This is a genomic window from Xanthomonas sp. 60, assembly GCF_011761925.1.
Map to the genome: position 1 here is coordinate 179,733 of NZ_JAASQW010000002.1, position 17,739 is coordinate 197,471.

Here is a 17,739-nt window from a genome sequence, read left to right on the forward strand (position 1 = left end):
CATTCAAGACGGCGCATTATCCGGACAACATGCAGCTCACGCCAGTTCCCCACCCCGCGCGCCGCCTGTCTACGGCCATTCTCCTTGCCGCAGCGGCGGTGCTGCTGTCCGCCTGTGGTGGCGGCAAGGCCACCCGCTCCGCTGCGCCACCACCGCCGCGCCCGGTTCCGGCGCAGAGCTGGCCCAGCGTCACACCGGCCGATCCGCAGGCCGCCAACGCCGTGCTGATGCGGGCGATCGGGCTCGTCGGCACCCCGTACCGCTACGGTGGCAACACCCCCGAGTCGGGTTTCGACTGCAGCGGACTGGTCGCCTACGTCTATCGGGAAATGCTGGACCTGCGGCTGCCGCGCACGTCGCGCGAACTGGCGGGCGTACAGGGGCCGAAGATCGATCCCCAGCGTCTGGCCACGGGCGACCTGGTGTTTTTCGGCAGCGCCGGGTCGGTGACGCATGTCGGGATCTATGTCGGTGAGGGGCGGTTCGTCCATGCGCCCAGCTCAGGCGGTACGGTGCGGCTGGATTCGCTTGCCGGGCATTACTGGAAAGATCATTATTCCGGCGCGAAGCGCGTTCTTCACCGACGTGAATAGCCCCTCACTCGAGAAGTGAGACTCAGGTCACAACGTGGCTAACGAAACATTAACGGAATTTGTACGTTTCCGACGCGCAGGCAGGGCATGATGCCCCATCGCTTTTTGACTTGTGACCGCCGCGTGACGACCGACGACCCGAAGTGTGAAAAACAGGCAACCCGTTTTGACGCACGCATGACGCCGCGCTTCACGCGCTCCGTGCTCTCCCCGCTTCTTCTGCTGGCCTGCTTCGCCAGCCCCGCCTGGGCGCAGTCCGCGCCGGCCACCGCAACCGTTTCACCCGACGCTGTCGCTGCGGCCACCGCGCCCCGTCCGGCCGCGAAGGCCGAGACCCCCGCCGCCCGCAGCCGTGCCGATGCCGCTGCCTCGGCGACCCTGGCGGCCCTGCTCCCCCACCTCGCGGCCAACGACACCATTCCCCTGATGGATCGTTCGGCGATGGTCGCCGGTGACCTCAGCCGCCTCCTCGCGAATTACGATGCCAGCGCCGCCGCGTCCATGCTGCCCGGTGGCACGGAGAGCGCCAGCCGCGTGCAGACGGTCCTGGGCCGTGCGATGACCCTGCTGGGCACCCCGTACCGCTGGGGCGGCAACACGCCGGACAGCGGATTCGACTGCAGCGGCCTGGTGGGTTACGTCTTCCGCACCGCGCTGGGCATTGAACTTCCGCGCGTTTCGCGCGAGATGGCGAGCGATCGCAGCAATCAGCTGATCGCCGACCGCAATGCGCTGGCCGAGGGCGACCTGGTGTTCTTCGGTCGCAAGGGGCGCGTGGACCATGTGGGCATCTATGTCGGCGAAGGCCGCTTCCTGCACGCGCCCAGCGCAGGCAAGGATGTACGGGTGGACACGCTGCTGACCGGTTACTGGGGCAACAAGTTCCTGCAGGCGCGCCGCGTCGACATGTGAGTTCTGGTGTGCCCTGCCAAAAGAACCGCTGCCCCTGCAGCGGTTTTTTTTTGGCCGCTTGTTGGAGGAAGCAAGCGGCTGGGCCCCGCGTGGGCAGATGCGGGCGTCAGTCGAACGTGACGACTGGTCGGGCGGCGGGACGGCAGGAGCTGCATCCTGCAGGCCCCGGCTCGCCCCCTCACTTCAGCGCAGGGTCCGGATCATCGACGCCCACGTTGGTATCCGGGTTGTCATAGATCGACCGATCCAGAAGGCCCGTCTCCTTGGCCACCAGCACCGGCACCAGCATCTGCCCGGTCACGTTGGTCATCGTACGCATCATGTCCAGCACGCGATCAATGGCATACAGATAGCCGATGGTCTCCAGCGGCAATCCCGCCGCACTGAGCACCACCGTGGCCATCACCACCGCCGTGCCCGGCACACCGGCCGTCCCGAAGCTGCCCAGCACCGAGGCGATCAGCACGATCACATACTGCTCGGGCGACATCGGTACCCCGCTGTACTGCGAAATGAACACCGCACACAGGGCCGGATAGATCGCCCCGCACCCGTCCATCTTGATGCTGGCCCCGAGCGGCACCGCGAACGCGCCGTAATCCTTGTTGACACCCAGGTTGTGGGTGATCGAGCGCAGCGCCACGGGCATCGCCGCAAAGCTTGACGAGCTGACGAACGCCACCTGCATGCCCGGCGCCGCGCCACGGAAGAACTTCAGCGGATTCAGGCCATGGGCCAGCAGCAGCGAGCCGTACACCACCACGATGTGCAGCGCGCAGGCGATGTACAGCGCCAGCACGAAGTTTCCCAGCGGCAGCAGCTTCTCGAAGCCGTAGCTGCCCACCAGCCCGGCGATCAGCCCGAACGTACCGATCGGGGTGACCTCCAGGACGAAGCGGGTCACCTGGATCATGATCTCGCTCATCTGCCCGACCAGCTGGCGTGCCTGGGCGACCTTCTCGCCCAGCCTGACGATGGCGAACCCCACCAGCCCGGCGAAGAAGATCACCGGCAGGATCGAGCCCCGCCCCGCGGCCAGCACCGTCTCGCCCGCCTCGTTCACGCGCGTGCCGATACCCGAAAGCGCGTAGAACACGTTCGAAGGCACCACATCAAGCAGCACCTGCACCACGCTGGGCACTTCCCGGGGGACGTAGTTGTGCGCCATGGAAAGCTGCATGCCGCCGCTGCCTGGCTGCATCACGGTACCCACCAGCAGGCCGATGCCGACGGCCAGCGCGGCGGTGATCACGAACCAGATAAAGGTCCGTCCGCTCAGCGCGGCGATGGATTTCTGGCCGTGCAGCGAGGAGATCGCATTGATGACCGCGAAGAACACCAGCGGTACCGCGATCATCTTGATGAGCGTGACGTACAGATCGCCCAGCGGGCCGAACCACGTTTCGGCGGCGGGGCCCAGCAGCCAGCCGGCCAGCGCGCCGAGGACGAAGCCGCCCACCACGCGTTGCCAGAACGGGATGCGCAGCCAGGCAGAGACCAGCTTCATGAGAATTCCAGGGGGAGAGATCGATGTTCGCACCTTAGCCCATGCGCGGTCGGGGTACGACCGGCCTGCGGGCAAATCAGCGTGTCATCGGCATGCCTTGTCCGGACCGTCATAATGACCCCCCGTTTCAGTTCGTGAGGGACTGCTGTCCATGATCCGTACCACCCCCCTGCTCGCCACGGTGGCGGCAACGCTGCTGCTTGGCGCCTGCGCCAGCACTCCGCCGGGCACGTCACCCGCCGGCCTGACGGTCACCGTACCGAGCGTGGACCACCCCGCGGGTGAAACGCCGCAGTGGTGGTACCGCAGCGGTGCCGCGCAGGCGGCAGGCAATGGCGCCATGAATGGGAAGGCCAGGAACGTGATCCTGTTCCTCGGCGACGGCATGAGCCTGACCACCGTGGCCGCCGCGCGCATCTTCGAAGGCCAGCGCAAGGGCAGCGCAGGCGAAGAGAACCTGCTGGCGTGGGAGCGCTTCCCGGCGACGGCCTTCAGCAAGACCTACAACGTGGACTCGCAGACGCCGGATTCGGCCGGCACCATGACCGCCATCACCACCGGCGTGAAGACCCACATGGGCGCCATCGGGGTGAGCGCGGGCAAGCGCTGGGACTGCACCGACAGCCTCGACAAGGGCCTGCTCAGCTGGCTGCAGCTGGCCGACAGCGCCGGCATGGCCACCGGCATCGTCTCCACCGCGCGGCTGACCCACGCCACGCCAGCAGCCACCTACGCGCACTCCCCGGAGCGCAACTGGGAAAATGACACCGATCTCAGCGAGGACGCCAAGGCCGCCGGCTGCAAGGACATCGCCCAGCAGCTGCTGTCCACCGCCCGCTTCGGCCGTGGCCCCCTGGTGGCCCTCGGCGGCGGACGCGGGGAGTTCACCACGGTGGAAGAACGCGATCCCGAGTACGACGACAAGGTCGGCCAGCGCCTGGATGGCCGCAGCCTGGTCAGCGAGTGGCAACAGGCGCACCCGCAGGGCGCTTACGTGTGGAACGCCGAGCAGCTGAAGGCGGCGGCCAGCGCGCCGGCCATCCTGGGCCTGTTCGAACCTGACCACATGCAGTACGAACACGAGCGCACGCGCGATGCCGCCGGCGAGCCCAGCCTGGCCGAGCTGACCCGCACCGCCATCGCCAATCTCGCCCGGCACAAGGAAGGCTACGTGTTGATGATCGAGGGCGCGCGCATCGACCACGCCAACCACAGTGGCAACGCCTACCGGGCGCTGACCGATACCGTGGCGATGTCCGATGCGGTCCGCGTGGCCACCGAGATGACCCGCGACGATGACACGCTGATCATCGTCACCGCCGATCACTCGCATACGCTGAACTTCGTCGGTTACCCGGCGCGCGGCAATCCGATTCTCGGCAAGGTGCAGGACAAGGGCGGCGAAGACGGCCTGGGCAAGCTGGACCTCGCCCGCGACGGCATGGGCCAGCCGTACACCACCCTGACCTATGCCAATGGCCCCGGCTACACCGGTGCCACCAACCAGCAGCCGGCGGGCCCGAAACGGTATCCGCACAACCCGAGCAGTTTCGAGGCGGCCGACGGGCGTCCGGACCTGGCACAGGTAGACACCGAGCACCCCGATTACATGCAGGAGGCGCTGGTGCCGGGCAAGAGCGAATCGCATGGTGGCGAGGATGTGGGCATCTGGGCGCGGGGGCCGGGCAGCCGGGCGATCCGCGGCACGCTGGAACAGAACGCGATCTACCACATGATCGTGCAGGCGACTCCGCGCCTGCGCGAGCGCCTGTGCCAGGCCGGCACCTGCGATGCCAACGGCGTGCCGGTGGAACTGCCGGTAGCCACCCGCTTCGAGCGCGACGCCCAGGCGCAGTAAGCGCCCGGGGACTGGAGCAATCAGCAGGCGGCGACCATACTGGTCGCCGCCTTTTTTCGTGCCGCCCATGCCGCCCTTCCCCGCCCCCGCCGCTGTCCAGACGCCGCTGCTGGTGGGTTACAGCGGCGGCCTCGACTCGACCGTGCTGCTGCACTGGCTGCGGCAGTCGGCCGTCGGACCGGGCATCGGCGTGCGCGCGGTGCACGTGCACCATGGCCTGCAGGCCGCGGCCGATGACTGGGCGCAGCATTGCCGGCAGCAGTGCGCGGTGCTGGGCGTGCCGCTGGCGGTCCGGCACGTGCAGGTCACGCGTCAGCAGGGCCTGGGGGTGGAAGGTGCGGCGCGCGAGGCCCGGCGCGCCGCCTTCCGCGACGAGCTGCGCGACGATGAAATGCTGGCCCTGGCACACCACCGTGACGACCAGGCGGAAACCTTCCTGTTACGTGCCCTGCGCGGCTCCGGCGTGGACGGGCTGGCGGCGATGGCAGCGGACACCACCCTGCAGGCGCACCGCGTGTGGCGGCCCCTGCTGCAGGTGCCGCGCGCCGAGGTGCTCGCCTATGCGCAGGCACACGGCCTGCGCTGGATCGAGGACCCCAGCAACGGCGACGACGGCCCGGACCGCAATTTCCTGCGGCTGCACGTGCTGCCCCTGCTGCGGCAACGCTGGCCGCATGCCGACGCCGCACTCGCAGGCAGCGCCGCACGGTGCGGCGAGGTGCGGATCATGCTGGACGAGGAAGACGACGCGCTGCTGCAGCATGTGCAGGCCGCACCGCGCGTGCTCGACGTGGCGCGCCTGCAGTCGCTGTCGGCCGCGCGCCGTGCCCGCGTGCTGCGCCGCTGGGTGCGCCTGCAGGGTGCCGCGCCGCTGCCGGCGACCGTGGTGGCGCAGCTTGAACACACGCTGCTGCCGGCCACGCACGGTTCCGATGCACAGGTACGCTGGCAATCCCACGTCATCCGGCACTGGCGCGGGCACTGGTACCTGCTGCCGGCCACCCTGCCCACGCTGCCTGCGGCCTGGCACACGGACTGGGATGGGCGCGCGCCACTGGCCCTGCCGGATGGCGGCGAACTCCAGCTGTGCGGTGCGCCGGCTTTCCAGACGCCGCTGCAGGTTCGGCCGCGCCGCGGTGGCGAGCGTATCCAGCTCCAGGGCCGCGGGCATCAGCATGCGCTGAAGGACTGCCTGCAGCGCGAGCACCTGGCGCCCTGGCGGCGCGCGCAGCTGCCCCTGCTGTTCGCGGGCGACGAGCTGCTTGCCGCCGCCGACGTGGTCATCGCCGCGCCACTGCAGGCGTGGCTGCACGCCCAGGGTGCCCGCCTGCGCTGGCGGCCCGGCGGCTGGTGAATTGACCCCCGTGCGCTGGCCGTCCACACTTGCTGCATGGCCAAGAAAACCCCTGAAAACACCTCCCCGGTCGCGCAGTTCGAGCAATCGCTCGAGTCGCTGGAACAGCTTGTCGAGCAGATGGAAACCGGTGAACTCAGCCTGGAAGCATCGTTGAGCGCCTACGAACGCGGTGTCGGACTGTACCGCCAGTGCCAGCAGGCCCTGGAGCAGGCCGAACTGCGCGTGCGCCTGCTGACCGACCCGGCACGCCCGGAAACCGCAGAGCCTTTCGACCCGCCCGGCCATGACGGCTGAGGCGCGGGTGGCGGCCCTGCGCGAGCGCCTCGAGAGCCAGTTGGACGCCGCACTGCCGGCACCTGCGGAAGGACCGCACGCCCTGCACGCTGCCATGCGTTACGCCGTGCTCGGCGGCGGCAAGCGCATGCGCCCGCTGCTCGTGCACGCCGCCGCAGCTGTCTTCGCTGCTGATCCGCAGCGGCTGGATGCACCGGCCATGGCGGTCGAACTGATCCACGCCTATTCGCTGGTGCATGACGATCTGCCGGCAATGGACGACGACGCCCTGCGCCGCGGCAAGCCCACCACGCACATCGCCTTCGACGAAGCCACGGCCATCCTTGCCGGCGACGCGCTGCAGGCCCGCGCCTTCAGCCTGCTGGCCGAGGCGTCCCTGCCGGCCGAACTGCGCGTGGCATGCCTGCAGACGCTGGCCCAGGCCGCCGGAGCGGCCGGCATGTGCGGCGGCCAGGCCCTGGATATCGATGCGACGGGGCAGCTGCAGACGCTCGAAGCGCTCACCCGCATGCATGCGCTGAAGACCGGCGCGCTGATCCGCGCGGCGGTGCGCATGGGGGCGTTGTGCGGGGATGCGCCGGCCGACGACCTGCAGCGGCTGGACCGCTTCGCCGATGCCCTCGGGCTGGCCTTCCAGGTGCGCGATGACATCCTGGACGTGGAAGCCAGCTCCGAACAGCTCGGCAAGACCGCGGGGAAGGACGTGGCGCAGGACAAATCCACCTTCCCGGCGCTGCTCGGCATGGACGGTGCGAAGGCCCACCTGCAGACGCTGGTGCAGGTGATGGGCGAGGCGCTGGATCACTACGGCGAGGAAGCCGAGCCGCTGCGCGCGCTCGCCCGCCTGGCGGTGGAGCGCGATCACTGATTCGTGCTGCTGGCCTCGCACCGGCCTCTCGCGGATAAAAAAACGCCCGGCAATGCCGGGCGTTCTTCATGGCGCGGACGCCGCCGGGTCATTTCACCAGGCGGATCGCGAACGGGTAACGGTAGGCGACGCCCTCGTTGGCCTTGATGCCGGCAATGATCGCCAGCACCAGCGTCGCGATGCCGACCAGCAGCATGAGCGGCACGGTCACCAGGCCACCGAAGCCCAGCGTGATCACGGTGAGGATCCACAGCAGCACGAAGATGCCGGAGATGGTGATGGCGAAGTTCAGCGCTTCCTTGGCCTGGTCGGCCACGAAGGGCATCGTGTCTTTCTTCATCAGCCAGATCACCAGCGGTCCGATGAAGAAGCCCCAGCCGCCGATGGCCGACGACAGCAGGCCGCCGAGCAGGATGGAGAAGTGCGCGAACATCGCCCATTGCTTTTCCTCCGCGCCTGGGCCCACCGAAACCGGCGGCGGCGGTGGTGCGGTGACGTTGTCGAATTCGCTCACGAGAAACTCCCTTTGATGACGGCGTGGATGACGGAAGGTGGGGCCCGCTCCCCGCGGTCCCTCACAGCCCGGCTAGGGTACGCCAATTACGCCATCATTCATCACCTGCCACCGTCATCCGGCCGACCAGCAACGAACCGATCCGGACGTGCGAACGGGTATCCACGTCATCGCCCACGGCCTCGATGGCCTGGAACATGTCGCGCAGGTTGCCGGCGATGGTGATCCCATCCACCGGGTATTGGATCTCGCCGTTCTCGATCCGGAATCCACCGGCGCCGCGCGAATAATCGCCGGTCACGCCGTTGACCCCCTGCCCCATCAGTTCGGTCACCAGCAGGCCCTCGCCCATCTGCCGCGCGAGGGCTGCCAGGTCCAGGCCCGGCGCACTCGCGGCCACCTGCAGGTTGTGCACGCCGCCGGCATTGCCGGTGGTCTGCAGGCCCAGCTTGCGCGCCGAATAACTGCCCAGCACGTAACGCTGCAGTACGCCATCGCGCACCAGTGCCGAATCCCGTGTCGCCACCCCGTCACCGTCGAACGCCGCCGAGCGCAGGCCGCGGCGCAGGTGGGGACGCTCGTCGATCTGCATCCACGCCGGGAACAGCGGCTGGCCCACGCTGTCGAGCAGGAAGCTGGCCTGCCGGTACAGCGCACCGCCGGAAACCGCGGACAGCAGGTGACCGATGAGGCCACGCGCCACGTCCGGTGCGAACAGAACGGGCATGCTGGCCGTGCGCATCGAGCGCGGCTGCAACCGCGCGAGCGTTCGTTCGGCCGCGCGGCGCCCGACCGTGGCGCCGTCCTCCAGGTCCTCGCGCGCCAGCGCACTGGTATACCAGCCGTCGCGCTGCATGCCATCGCCCTGTCCGGCGATCAGTGCCAGGCCCATTGAATGGTGCGTGCCACGTTCGCGCCCGATGAAGCCATGCGAGTTCGCGTAGACCGACAGGCTCTGCGCGGTGGACACCGAGGCACCATCGGAATTGCTGATGCGCGCATCGCTGTCACGGCCGGCGGCCTCGCACGCCAGTGCCAGGTCGATGGCCTGCTCGGCCTGCAACGCCCACGGGTGCCAGCTGTCCAGGTCAGGGAACTCGCGTGCCATCAGCGCCGCCTCGGCCAGTCCGGCCGCCGCGTCGTCCTCGGTATGGCGGGCGATCGCGCAGGCCTGCTCCACCGTGGCCAGCAGGCTTGCCGGCTGCAGATCGGCGGTGCTTGCGCTGCCTTTGCGCTGGCCGAAGTACACCGTCACCGCGATCCCGCGGTCGGCGGTGGATTCCACCGTTTCCACTTCGCCCAGGCGGACGTTGACATCCAGGCCGCGGTCTTCGCTGCATGACACCTCGGCCTGGGTGGCACCCAGACGACGGGCCTGGTCCAGCAGCTGCCGGGAGATGTCGGCCAGCTGCTCGAGCCGGGCCTCGGGGCCAGCGGCGGAAGCCGCTTCAGGGGCGATGACGTTCAATGCTTTATCCTGTACAGGTTGGGCCCGGCACTGCGCTGGGCGACGTATTGACGAAAGTAGGAAGGACGATGCGCGGACGCGACGAAGAAACCGGCGAATTCCACGATAAAAGCCGCAAGCAGAAGCGCAACGAGGCGCTGGACGTGCTCGCGCTGGGTGAAAAACTGGCTTCGCTGACCCCGGCGCAGCTCGCGCGCCTGCCCGTGCCCGAAGACCTGCTGCCGCACATCGCCGAGTGCAAGCGGATCACCGCCCACATCGCGCACAAGCGGCAGCTGGCGTTCCTGGCCAAGCACATGCGGCGGGAAGACGAGGCGACGCTGGACGCGATCCGCGAAGCCCTTGATGCCAACAGTGATACCGGCCGCCGCGAGGTCGCCATGATGCACCGCGCCGAGGACTGGCGCGAGAAGCTGATGAGCGAGGGCGATGCCGCGCTGGGCAAGCTGCTGGACGAGTATCCGCAGGCCGACCGCCAGCAGCTGCGCACGCTGGTGCGCAATGCGCAGGCCGAGCGGGCGAAGAACAAGCCGCCGCGCGCGTACCGCGAGATCTTCCAGGTGCTGCGTGCGCTCATGCTGCCCGCCGCCCTGGGCCTGGTGGCCAGCAGCCCGGACGAAGACGATGCCGGCCAGGAAGACGTGGACGACGACACCCAGGACTGAGGCCGCAGCACCGGGCCTGACGGACGGCGCCGGTGGCCGGCGCCCTGCCGCCGCGCCGCAGGCCGGACGCCACGCCGTTCCGGCCACGCGCGCACGCACGCAGTAACGTGCGTACCCAGAATCACGCCTGTGTGCCACCGATGGTGAGCCCGTCGATCAGCAGCGAGGGCTGGCCGACTCCGACCGGCACGCTCTGGCCATCCTTGCCGCAGATACCGACGCCTTCATCCAGCGCGAGATCATTGCCGATCATCCGCACCTTCTGCATCGTCTCCGGACCATTGCCGATGATCGTGGCCCCCTTCACCGGCGCGGTGATGCGGCCGTCTTCGATCAGGTAGGCCTCGGTGGCCGAGAACACGTACTTGCCACTGGTGATATCGACCTGGCCGCCGCCGAAGTTGACCGCGTACAGGCCCTTCTTCACCGAGCGGATCATCTCCGCTGGATCGTGCTGGCCGGCGCGCATGTAGGTATTGGTCATGCGCGGCATGGTGAGGTGCGCGAACGATTCACGGCGCCCGTTGCCGGTCGGTGCCACGCCCATCAGGCGGGCATTGAGGGCATCCTGCATGTAGCCGACCAGGATGCCGTCCTCGATGAGTGTCGTGCACTGGGTGCGCTGCCCTTCATCGTCGATGTTCAACGAGCCCCGGCGCCCTTCCAGCGTGCCGTCATCGACGATGGTCACGCCCGGCGAGGCGACCCGCTCACCGATGCGGCCGGCATAGACGCTGGTGCCCTTGCGGTTGAAGTCACCTTCCAGCCCATGCCCCACCGCCTCGTGCAGCAGCACGCCGGGCCAGCCCGGGCCCAGCACCACCGGCATCACGCCGGCCGGCGCGGGCACCGCCTCGAGGTTCACCAGCGCCTGGCGCAGGGCTTCGCGCGCGAACGCTTCAGGGCGGCCATTGGCGAACAGTTCGGCGTAATCGTAGCGACCGCCGCCGCCGGCATAGCCGGACTCGCGGCGACCATTCTGCTCGACGATCACCTGCACGTTCAGGCGCACCAGCGGCCGGATGTCCGCACCCAGCACGCCGTCGCTGCGCGCGATGAGCACGGTGTCCACGCCGCCGGAGAGGCTGACCATCACCTGCCTGACGCGTGGATCGGCGGCCCGCAGGTAGGCGTCCACGTGCTTGAGCACCTGCACCTTGGCCTCGTTGCCAAGGCTGTCGACCGGGTCCAGCGCGGGGTACAGCGCGCGCGCATCGCCCCGCAGCAGCGAGCGGCCGGTCTGCGCACCGCCTTCGCGCGAGATCGCGCGCGCCGACTGCGCGGCGTTGGCAAGCGCGTCGCGGTGGATGTCATCGGAGTAGGCGAATCCGGTCTTTTCGCCGGCGATCGCGCGCACGCCGACGCCCTGCTCGATGGAGTGGGCGCCGTCCTTGACGATGCCGTCCTCCACGCTCCAGCTTTCGCGGCGGGCGTGCTGGAAGTACAAGTCGCCGAAGTCGATTCCCGGACCGAGCAGCTGTCCGAAGGTACGTTCAAGGCTATCCGCGTCGAGCCCGGCGGGCTGCAGCAGGCGGTCATGGGCAAGGGTGAGTGCGTTGTCGGTCATGGTCCTGATCTGGGGGCACGGCGGAGGCTTGCAAGGCAGGCGATCCACCGGTGGGCAATGGGCGGGCGGGGGTCAGCGCGTCGGCGCGGGGACGGATGCGGGCGGCTCCGGCGGCGCAGCGGACGGGGTGGCGTTGCGCTCCACCACGTCCACTTTCGGTTCTCTCCAGGGCCCGGTCACGTGATAGGTCTTCGCACCGATCTCCCCGAGAGGCTTGGACAGCACCGCGCTTGTCGCCGCCCCCAGTGCCGCGCCGACCGGTCCGCCGGCCACGGCGCCGACCACGGCCAGCAGGTTGCCGGCCCGCGGATTCACGTCGATGGTCTGATCGAACTGCTGGGCACGCAGATCGGTACGGCCGCGGATGCGGATGTCCGCCGCAGGGCTCTCGATGGTCACCCGCTCGGTGGTGGCCAGGCCATCGCCGAACCGCACGGTGCCCTCGATCTGGTTGAAGGCCAGGCCCTTGGAGAAGAAGTCGCGGAAATCGAACATCAGGCGGCGTGGCAGCTGGGTCACGCTCAGCAGCCCGAGCACGCGGCCGGCGCCGGGCTCCAGCTCGAGCAACTGTCCGTTGCGCGCATCCACCACCATGCTGCCCTGTAGGTTGCCAAGCGCGAAATCGGACGGCCCGCCCGGCCACGCCGCCTGCAGGTCGATCCGGCCCTGGCCGCTGCGGACCTGGCCGGCGAGGTCGAAGTTCTGGGTCAGCCCGCCGAGGTCTTCGCTGCGTACCTGTGCGGTGACCCGGGTGCGGGCGTCGGCGCCCTTGCCCACCCACTGGCCGCGTACATCGATCGCCTGCCGCGGTGACCGGAACTCCAGCCGCTCCACGCTCAGCCCCTGCGCCAGCGGACGCGTGCGCAGCGTGGCCTGGCCGAGCTTGACCTTGCCGAACTGCAGATCGGCGATGTCCAGCGACAGCGGCGGCACGGCGGTCGGATCGGCATCGTTGGCGCTGGCCTGCACGCGTGCGGTCATCACCTCGCCATCGGGCAGGATGATCTGCGCGCCATCCCGTGGCGCCTGCACCTTCGGCGGCAGCGATTTCCAGTACACGCGCTGCAGGCTGCCCGCAACTGCGCCACCCGCGGCGGTGGACACCTGCAGACGGCCCGCCAGCGAAGGGCCGTCCAGCTGCACCTGCAAGGCGTCCGCCGACGGCCTGAGCTGCAGCCGCGTCTGTTCGAACACGCCGCCGATCAACAGCAGCTGCGCGACCTGCACGTCCACCGAGCGCAGCGGCAGGCTGTCACCGCCCTCGCCCGCCGAGCCCCGCGCCAGCGAGATCCATTCCAGCGCATCGAGCGAGCCGCTGTGGCCATTGACCGCCAGGCCACTGGACGGCGGCTCGCGATCCACCTGGGAGCGCCCCAGCGTGACCTGGACGCCCGTGCGCCCCTGCTGCGTGCGCGCCGCCAGGGCCACGCGCTCACCGAAGGCCACTTCGATCCGCCCATCGCCCATCGGCAGGGTGGCACCGACGGTGGTGGCGAGCGCTTCACCGGCGGGCTTCTGCAGCGGGGCGGGCAGGTCCAGCCGGGTGCCGACCAGATCGGAGGTCAGGCGCAGGCGCGCCGGTGCGGCGGAGCTGCCTGCGGCCACCTTCGGCAGGTCCACGCCGATGTTCCATTGCGAGGTGCCGTCGATATAGGGTTTGAGCCACGCCAGTTCCGGCGCGCGGTCGAGCAGCGTACCGGCGGCCAGGCGCGCCTGCAGCTGTGATTCGAACGCATGCTGCGGATCCCGCACGAAGCCGCCTGCGCGCAGGCCCAGCGTGCCATCGCTGCCCAGATGGCGCACCGAAAGGGCGTCGGCCGCGAAGCCGGCACTGCCGTAACGCGCGGTACCGTGCACGTTGTCGAACGCCAGGTCATAGCGCCGGTCAGCCAGCTTCACCCCCTCCAATGCCACGCTGCCCTGCAGATGGCCCGGCTGCCCGGCATGCAGCGGCTGCAGCAGATCGAAATCCACGCTGGCCGGTCCGCTCACCGTCAAGGCATCCAGCGTATCGCCATAGTCCTGCTGCAACGGGCTGTGCTTGAGCATGGCCAGCAGCGCCTCGGTGGTGCTGCGGGTGCGCGCACGCACGTACAGCGGCGAGCGCGCGAAGCTGTCGATGCCGGCCTCGATCTGCTCCACCTGGACGCCGCCCAGCGCCCCCCGCCCCTTCAGCGAGAAACCAGGTCCGATGAAGGCGATGTCGCCGTCAACGGCGGTCATCTCCGGCCAGGTTTTCTGGAAGCGGATGGTGCCGTCATCGATCCGTCCACGTGCCTCGAAACGCCCATCGTTGTTGTCGAACGGCCAGTCGTCCAGGTCACCGGTGACCAGGCCGATGCCATCGCGCACCTGACCGGACACCAGCGCGGTGTCCAGCCAGTCCACGGCCGCGGGACTCATCTTCGAGTGGATCCAGAAGCGCTTGGCGGCGACCATCGGCACGTCATCGATCTTCGCGGCCAGCTGCAGCCAGGGGCGTCCGCTGCTCTGGAACCACAGGCCGCCGCGCACGTCGGCGGCGTAATCGGTGCCCTGCACCCGCAGCGCGGAGGTGCCCACGCGCCAGCCACCGGCCTCGTCGCGCCAGCCGACCAGATCGCCGGCCAGCCGTACGTCGTGGCGCACCCCGAAGCCCTTGGGCCAGTCAAACCGCAGCTGCTGCGTCGGCTGCAGGCGCAGCTGGAACCCGTCCGCATCCGCTTCCACATGGCCGGCCACACCACGCAGCCCGGGCGAACCGTCCACGCTGCCGAAGCCAAGTTCTTCAAGCTCAGCCTGCGCCCACAACGCGCCGCCACGTTCGCTGCGCAGCTGCAGCTGGTGCAGGCGCACCTGCGGACGGGCGCGGTAGAGCCAGTCGCGCGTGCCCGCATCGAGTTGATCGGTCAGGGCGAGCACGCGCAGCAGCGCACTGCCATCCACCGCGTCTCCGACCAGCGCTACGTGCTGTCCGCCGCCGATCAGCAGGCCATCCAGCACCTGCTCGCGCCGGTCCAGCGTGACCCGCAGGCGCGGCGCGGCCAGGCGCCAGCCACCGGCGCTGTAACGCCAACGCGCGCGCAGCTGGACCCGTTCGAACAGCACCTGCGGCGCGGCCACCTGCGTGGTCGGGGCACCGGCGAGCTGCAGGCGCGCGAGATCGGCGTCGGCGGTGACCATCACCGGACGGAACCCGCGTACGGCCACCCAGGCATCCAGTTCGCCCTGCCCTTGCAGGGCCCGCATGCCGGCGGCAGCGAGCAGGTGCGACCACGGCCGCAGGTCGATCCGATCCCCTCCCAGCCAGGCCTCGCCATCGCCGTGGCGGCGGTCGATATCGAGCACCGCGGCAAGCGGCGTGCCGCCGGCCGCGGCCCATGCACGCGCGCCCACGCGGAGACGGTCGCCGTGCACCTGCAGCCGCAGGTCCACCCGTGGCAGCGTGGTCTGCACGCCAAGCGCCGGCGCGTCGATGGTCAACCGCCCGCCGTCAACCTGCAGCTCACCCAGCCGGCGCAAGGCATCGAGTGGATCACCCGCCGGCGCGGAGGGCATGCCCTGCACATACCAGCGACCGTCATCGCCGCGCTGCAGGGTCAGCGCCAGTCCGCTGAGCCGCAGCTCGGTCAGCGAATGCCCGGGCAGCAGCCCCGAATACATTGCCACCTGCACCTGCGCCTGGCCGATATGCAGCCCCTGTCCCGCGCCCAGCTGCAGGCCCTCAAGGCGCAGCAGCGGACCGCGGCGGGTCCACTCGGCCTGCAGCTGTTCGAAGCGCACCGGCTGTCCCGCACGCGCACTGAGCCACGCCGCCACCCGGTCCGGATGGCGTTCCACCAGCGGCAACAGCTGGCTGAGCGAGCCCACCAGCAGGGCCAGCGCGACCAGAGCGACCGCAGCGCCATACAGGGCCAGACGGCGGATCCTTCGCAGTCGCAGCCGCAGCGGCGCGGTCATCGGCTCCAGCCGGTCATGCGCCGGCAGGACTCAGAGCAGGACCACATCGTATTGTTCCTGCAGGTACTGCTCGTCCGCCTGGAAGCGGATGCTCTTGCCGAGGAACTCTTCCAGTTCGGCCACGGCGGTGGATTCCTCGTCGGTGATGCGCGCGACCACCTTGCTCGAGGCGATCACCAGCAGGCGTGCGGCATCGAACTGGCGCACCGCGCGGGTGATCTCGCGGAAGATCTCGTAGGTGACTGTTTCAGCGGTCTTGATCGAGCCCCGGCCACTGCACTGCGGACACGTCTCGGACAGCTGGCGCTCCAGGCTTTCCACCGTGCGCTTGCGGGTCATCTCCACCAGCCCCAGCGGCGAGAACTCATAGACCGTGGTCTTCGCATGGTCGCGCGCCAGGGCCTTTTCCAACGTGCGCAGCACCTGGCGGCGATGCTCGGGGTCATCCATGTCGATGAAATCGATGATGATGATGCCGCCCAGGTTGCGCAGCCGCAGCTGCCGCGCCACCGACTGGGCGGCTTCAAGGTTGGTGCGGAACACCGTTTCCTCGAGGTTGCGCTGGCCGACGAACGAGCCGGTGTTCACGTCGATGGTGGTCATCGCTTCGGTCTGGTCGATCACCAGGTAGCCGCCGGATTTCAGCGGCACCTGCTTGTCCAGCGCACGGCCGATCTCGTCCTCCACCCCGAACATGTCGAAGATGGGACGGTCGCCGTTGTACAGCTCCAGTTTCTCGGCCAGCACCGGCATGTACTTGGCCACGAACGCCTGCAGCTGCGCGAACGTTTCCTTCGAGTCCACCTTGACCTTGTCCACATCCTTGCGGATGAGGTCGCGCACCGAGCGCAGCGGCAGGCTCAGGTCTTCGTAGATCACACTGCACGGCGGCGCTTCGCGGCCACGCCGCTCCACCACGTTCCACACGCGCGAGAGGTAGGCCACGTCCTCGGCGATGGCCTCGGCAGGCTGTCCTTCGGCGTTGGTACGCACAATGTAGCCGTAGCCGCCGTGCTGGGCGGAAAGCTCGGTGACCAGCGCCTTCAGCCGTGCACGCTCGGCCTCGTCCTCGATGCGCGCCGACACGCCCACCACCTTGGACTGCGGCAGCAGCACCATGTAGCGCGACGGGATGCTGATCTGCGTGGTCAGGCGCGCGCCCTTGGTGCCGATGGGGTCCTTCACCACCTGCACCACGATGTCCTGGCCGTCGCGCAGCAGCTCGACGATCGGCACCGAGGACGGCGGTGGCAGGGTGGTGTTCTCGGTATCCAGGCTCGCCACCGGAGCAGGCCGCACGACATCGTTGGCGTGCAGGAAGGCAGCCCGGTCCAGGCCGACTTCCACGAAGGCCGCCTGCATGCCGGGCATCACCCGCTGCACCTTGCCGCGGTAGATGTTGCCGACCACGCCCCGCCGCCAGCCCCGCTCGATGTGCAGCTCCTGCAGCATGCCGTTTTCTATGACCGCGACCCGCGTCTCGCGCGGGGTCACGTTGACCAGGATTTCCTCAGACATCGACGGCAGCCTCCATGGCGGCAGCAGGGGGACAAAGCAGCCCGCACCGCGTGAGCAGCAGGTCGGTCTGGTACAGCGGAAGACCCATCACGCCCGAGTAGCTGCCGGCGAGGTGGGTGACGAATTGTTCGGCGCCGCCCTGGATGGCGTATGCGCCGGCCTTGTCGAGCGGCTCGCCGCTGGCGACGTAGGCGGCGATACGGGCCTCGTCCAGCGCCGCGAAGCTGACCTGCGACACCACCAGCACGCTGTCCACGGCGGTGGCACTGACCAGCACCACAGCGGTGATCACCTCATGCGTGGCACCGGACAACGCGCGCAGCATCGCGCGCGCATCGCTGGCATCGGCAGGCTTGCCGAACACACGGTCGCCGAGCACCACTTCGGTATCCGATCCCAGCACCCAGGCACCGGGGTCCTGCCCCACCACCTGGTCCAGGCCGGCGCGTGCCTTGTCCGTGGCCACGCGCAGCACGTAGTCGCGCGGGGATTCGGTGGCGCTGCGGCGCTCGGGGACCTCCAGGGCCACGGTGCCGAACGGGCGGCCGAGACGCGACAACAGTTCACTGCGGCGGGGGGAGCGGGAGGCAAGATAGAGCATGCACACAGCATACCTCGCGCGCATGGCCTGAACCGCCGCCTGCACCGCCTTGGCCGCTGTAACCCCGTTACGGCTCAC

At 69.2% G+C, this 17,739-nt stretch carries 14 protein-coding genes; 7 read left to right on the plus strand and 7 right to left on the minus strand.

Features of this window, described 5'->3' with window-relative positions; all coding sequences use genetic code 11:
• Window positions 1–29: 29 nt before the first annotated feature.
• Window positions 30–593 carry a C40 family peptidase gene (locus FHY09_RS04720; RefSeq protein WP_166924700.1) on the plus strand — a complete coding sequence of 188 codons (564 nt, stop codon included), beginning with the start codon at window positions 30–32 and terminating at the stop codon, window positions 591–593.
• Window positions 594–770: 177 nt separating this feature from the next.
• A complete protein-coding gene (locus FHY09_RS04725) occupies window positions 771–1,505 on the plus strand; it encodes a C40 family peptidase (protein ID WP_166924701.1) in 735 nt (244 codons plus the stop codon).
• A gap of 178 nt (window positions 1,506–1,683) precedes the next feature.
• Here the strand turns inward: FHY09_RS04725 and FHY09_RS04730 are convergent, their stop codons facing one another.
• The gene (locus FHY09_RS04730; RefSeq protein ID WP_166924702.1) at window positions 1,684–3,012 is read right to left on the minus strand and encodes a dicarboxylate/amino acid:cation symporter; all 1,329 of its coding nucleotides are present in this window, start codon (window positions 3,010–3,012) and stop codon (window positions 1,684–1,686) included.
• Window positions 3,013–3,163: 151 nt separating this feature from the next.
• Here FHY09_RS04730 and FHY09_RS04735 point away from each other — a divergent pair, with 151 nt between their 5' ends.
• From FHY09_RS04735 to FHY09_RS04750, 4 genes are all read left to right on the plus strand, one after another.
• A complete protein-coding gene (locus tag FHY09_RS04735; RefSeq protein ID WP_166924704.1) occupies window positions 3,164–4,870 on the plus strand; it encodes an alkaline phosphatase in 1,707 nt (568 codons plus the stop codon).
• A 67-nt stretch (window positions 4,871–4,937) separates the two neighbouring features.
• On the plus strand, window positions 4,938–6,224 hold the full coding sequence (gene tilS, locus FHY09_RS04740; RefSeq protein ID WP_166924707.1) for a tRNA lysidine(34) synthetase TilS: 1,287 nt from the start codon (window positions 4,938–4,940) through the stop codon (window positions 6,222–6,224).
• A 36-nt stretch (window positions 6,225–6,260) separates the two neighbouring features.
• Window positions 6,261–6,521, plus strand: a complete 261-nt coding sequence (locus FHY09_RS04745; protein ID WP_166924709.1) for an exodeoxyribonuclease VII small subunit — start codon at window positions 6,261–6,263, stop codon at window positions 6,519–6,521.
• The gene (locus FHY09_RS04750; RefSeq protein WP_166924711.1) at window positions 6,511–7,389 is read left to right on the plus strand and encodes a farnesyl diphosphate synthase; all 879 of its coding nucleotides are present in this window, start codon (window positions 6,511–6,513) and stop codon (window positions 7,387–7,389) included. The genes FHY09_RS04745 and FHY09_RS04750 overlap by 11 nt, the downstream gene beginning before the upstream one ends.
• Before the next feature lie 88 nt (window positions 7,390–7,477).
• On the opposite strand, the gene FHY09_RS04755 is transcribed toward FHY09_RS04750, so the two are convergent.
• Together FHY09_RS04755 and pmbA are read right to left on the minus strand one after the other, a co-directional pair.
• Window positions 7,478–7,903 carry a DUF4870 domain-containing protein gene (locus FHY09_RS04755; RefSeq protein ID WP_166924713.1) on the minus strand — a complete coding sequence of 142 codons (426 nt, stop codon included), beginning with the start codon at window positions 7,901–7,903 and terminating at the stop codon, window positions 7,478–7,480.
• 94 nt (window positions 7,904–7,997) lie between these two features.
• A complete protein-coding gene (gene pmbA / locus FHY09_RS04760; RefSeq protein WP_166924715.1) occupies window positions 7,998–9,371 on the minus strand; it encodes a metalloprotease PmbA in 1,374 nt (457 codons plus the stop codon).
• Window positions 9,372–9,439: 68 nt separating this feature from the next.
• On the opposite strand from pmbA, the gene yjgA reads away from it, so the two are divergent.
• Window positions 9,440–10,036: a ribosome biogenesis factor YjgA gene (gene yjgA, locus FHY09_RS04765; RefSeq protein WP_166924717.1), complete on the plus strand. Its 597-nt coding sequence runs from the start codon at window positions 9,440–9,442 to the stop codon at window positions 10,034–10,036.
• A gap of 121 nt (window positions 10,037–10,157) precedes the next feature.
• On the opposite strand, the gene tldD is transcribed toward yjgA, so the two are convergent.
• The 4 genes from tldD to FHY09_RS04785 all read right to left on the minus strand — a co-directional run bounded on the left by tldD (window position 10,158) and on the right by FHY09_RS04785 (window position 17,661).
• Window positions 10,158–11,603, minus strand: a complete 1,446-nt coding sequence (gene tldD, locus FHY09_RS04770) for a metalloprotease TldD (RefSeq protein WP_166924719.1) — start codon at window positions 11,601–11,603, stop codon at window positions 10,158–10,160.
• A 72-nt stretch (window positions 11,604–11,675) separates the two neighbouring features.
• Entirely contained in the window at window positions 11,676–15,542 is a 3,867-nt protein-coding gene (locus FHY09_RS04775; protein WP_166924721.1) for a YhdP family protein, read from the minus strand.
• 30 nt (window positions 15,543–15,572) lie between these two features.
• A complete protein-coding gene (rng, locus tag FHY09_RS04780) occupies window positions 15,573–17,060 on the minus strand; it encodes a ribonuclease G (protein WP_166924723.1) in 1,488 nt (495 codons plus the stop codon).
• Window positions 17,053–17,661: a Maf family nucleotide pyrophosphatase gene (locus FHY09_RS04785; RefSeq protein WP_166924725.1), complete on the minus strand. Its 609-nt coding sequence runs from the start codon at window positions 17,659–17,661 to the stop codon at window positions 17,053–17,055. The genes rng and FHY09_RS04785 overlap by 8 nt, the downstream gene beginning before the upstream one ends.
• Window positions 17,662–17,739: the final 78 nt, after the last annotated feature.

Bases quoted from the DNA above. Each gene is read 5' to 3' on its own strand.
- FHY09_RS04730 (WP_166924702.1), bottom strand. From the start codon at position 3,012: ATGAAGCTGGTCTCTGCCTGGCTGCGCATCCCGTTCTGGCAACGCGTG.
- FHY09_RS04725 (WP_166924701.1), top strand. From the start codon at position 771: ATGACGCCGCGCTTCACGCGCTCCGTGCTCTCCCCGCTTCTTCTGCTG.
- rng (WP_166924723.1), bottom strand. From the start codon at position 17,060: ATGTCTGAGGAAATCCTGGTCAACGTGACCCCGCGCGAGACGCGGGTC.
- tldD (WP_166924719.1), bottom strand. From the start codon at position 11,603: ATGACCGACAACGCACTCACCCTTGCCCATGACCGCCTGCTGCAGCCC.
- FHY09_RS04775 (WP_166924721.1), bottom strand. From the start codon at position 15,542: ATGACCGCGCCGCTGCGGCTGCGACTGCGAAGGATCCGCCGTCTGGCC.
- FHY09_RS04785 (WP_166924725.1), bottom strand. From the start codon at position 17,661: ATGCTCTATCTTGCCTCCCGCTCCCCCCGCCGCAGTGAACTGTTGTCG.
- yjgA (WP_166924717.1), top strand. From the start codon at position 9,440: ATGCGCGGACGCGACGAAGAAACCGGCGAATTCCACGATAAAAGCCGC.
- FHY09_RS04720 (WP_166924700.1), top strand. From the start codon at position 30: ATGCAGCTCACGCCAGTTCCCCACCCCGCGCGCCGCCTGTCTACGGCC.
- FHY09_RS04735 (WP_166924704.1), top strand. From the start codon at position 3,164: ATGATCCGTACCACCCCCCTGCTCGCCACGGTGGCGGCAACGCTGCTG.
- FHY09_RS04750 (WP_166924711.1), top strand. From the start codon at position 6,511: ATGACGGCTGAGGCGCGGGTGGCGGCCCTGCGCGAGCGCCTCGAGAGC.
- FHY09_RS04745 (WP_166924709.1), top strand. From the start codon at position 6,261: ATGGCCAAGAAAACCCCTGAAAACACCTCCCCGGTCGCGCAGTTCGAG.
- tilS (WP_166924707.1), top strand. From the start codon at position 4,938: ATGCCGCCCTTCCCCGCCCCCGCCGCTGTCCAGACGCCGCTGCTGGTG.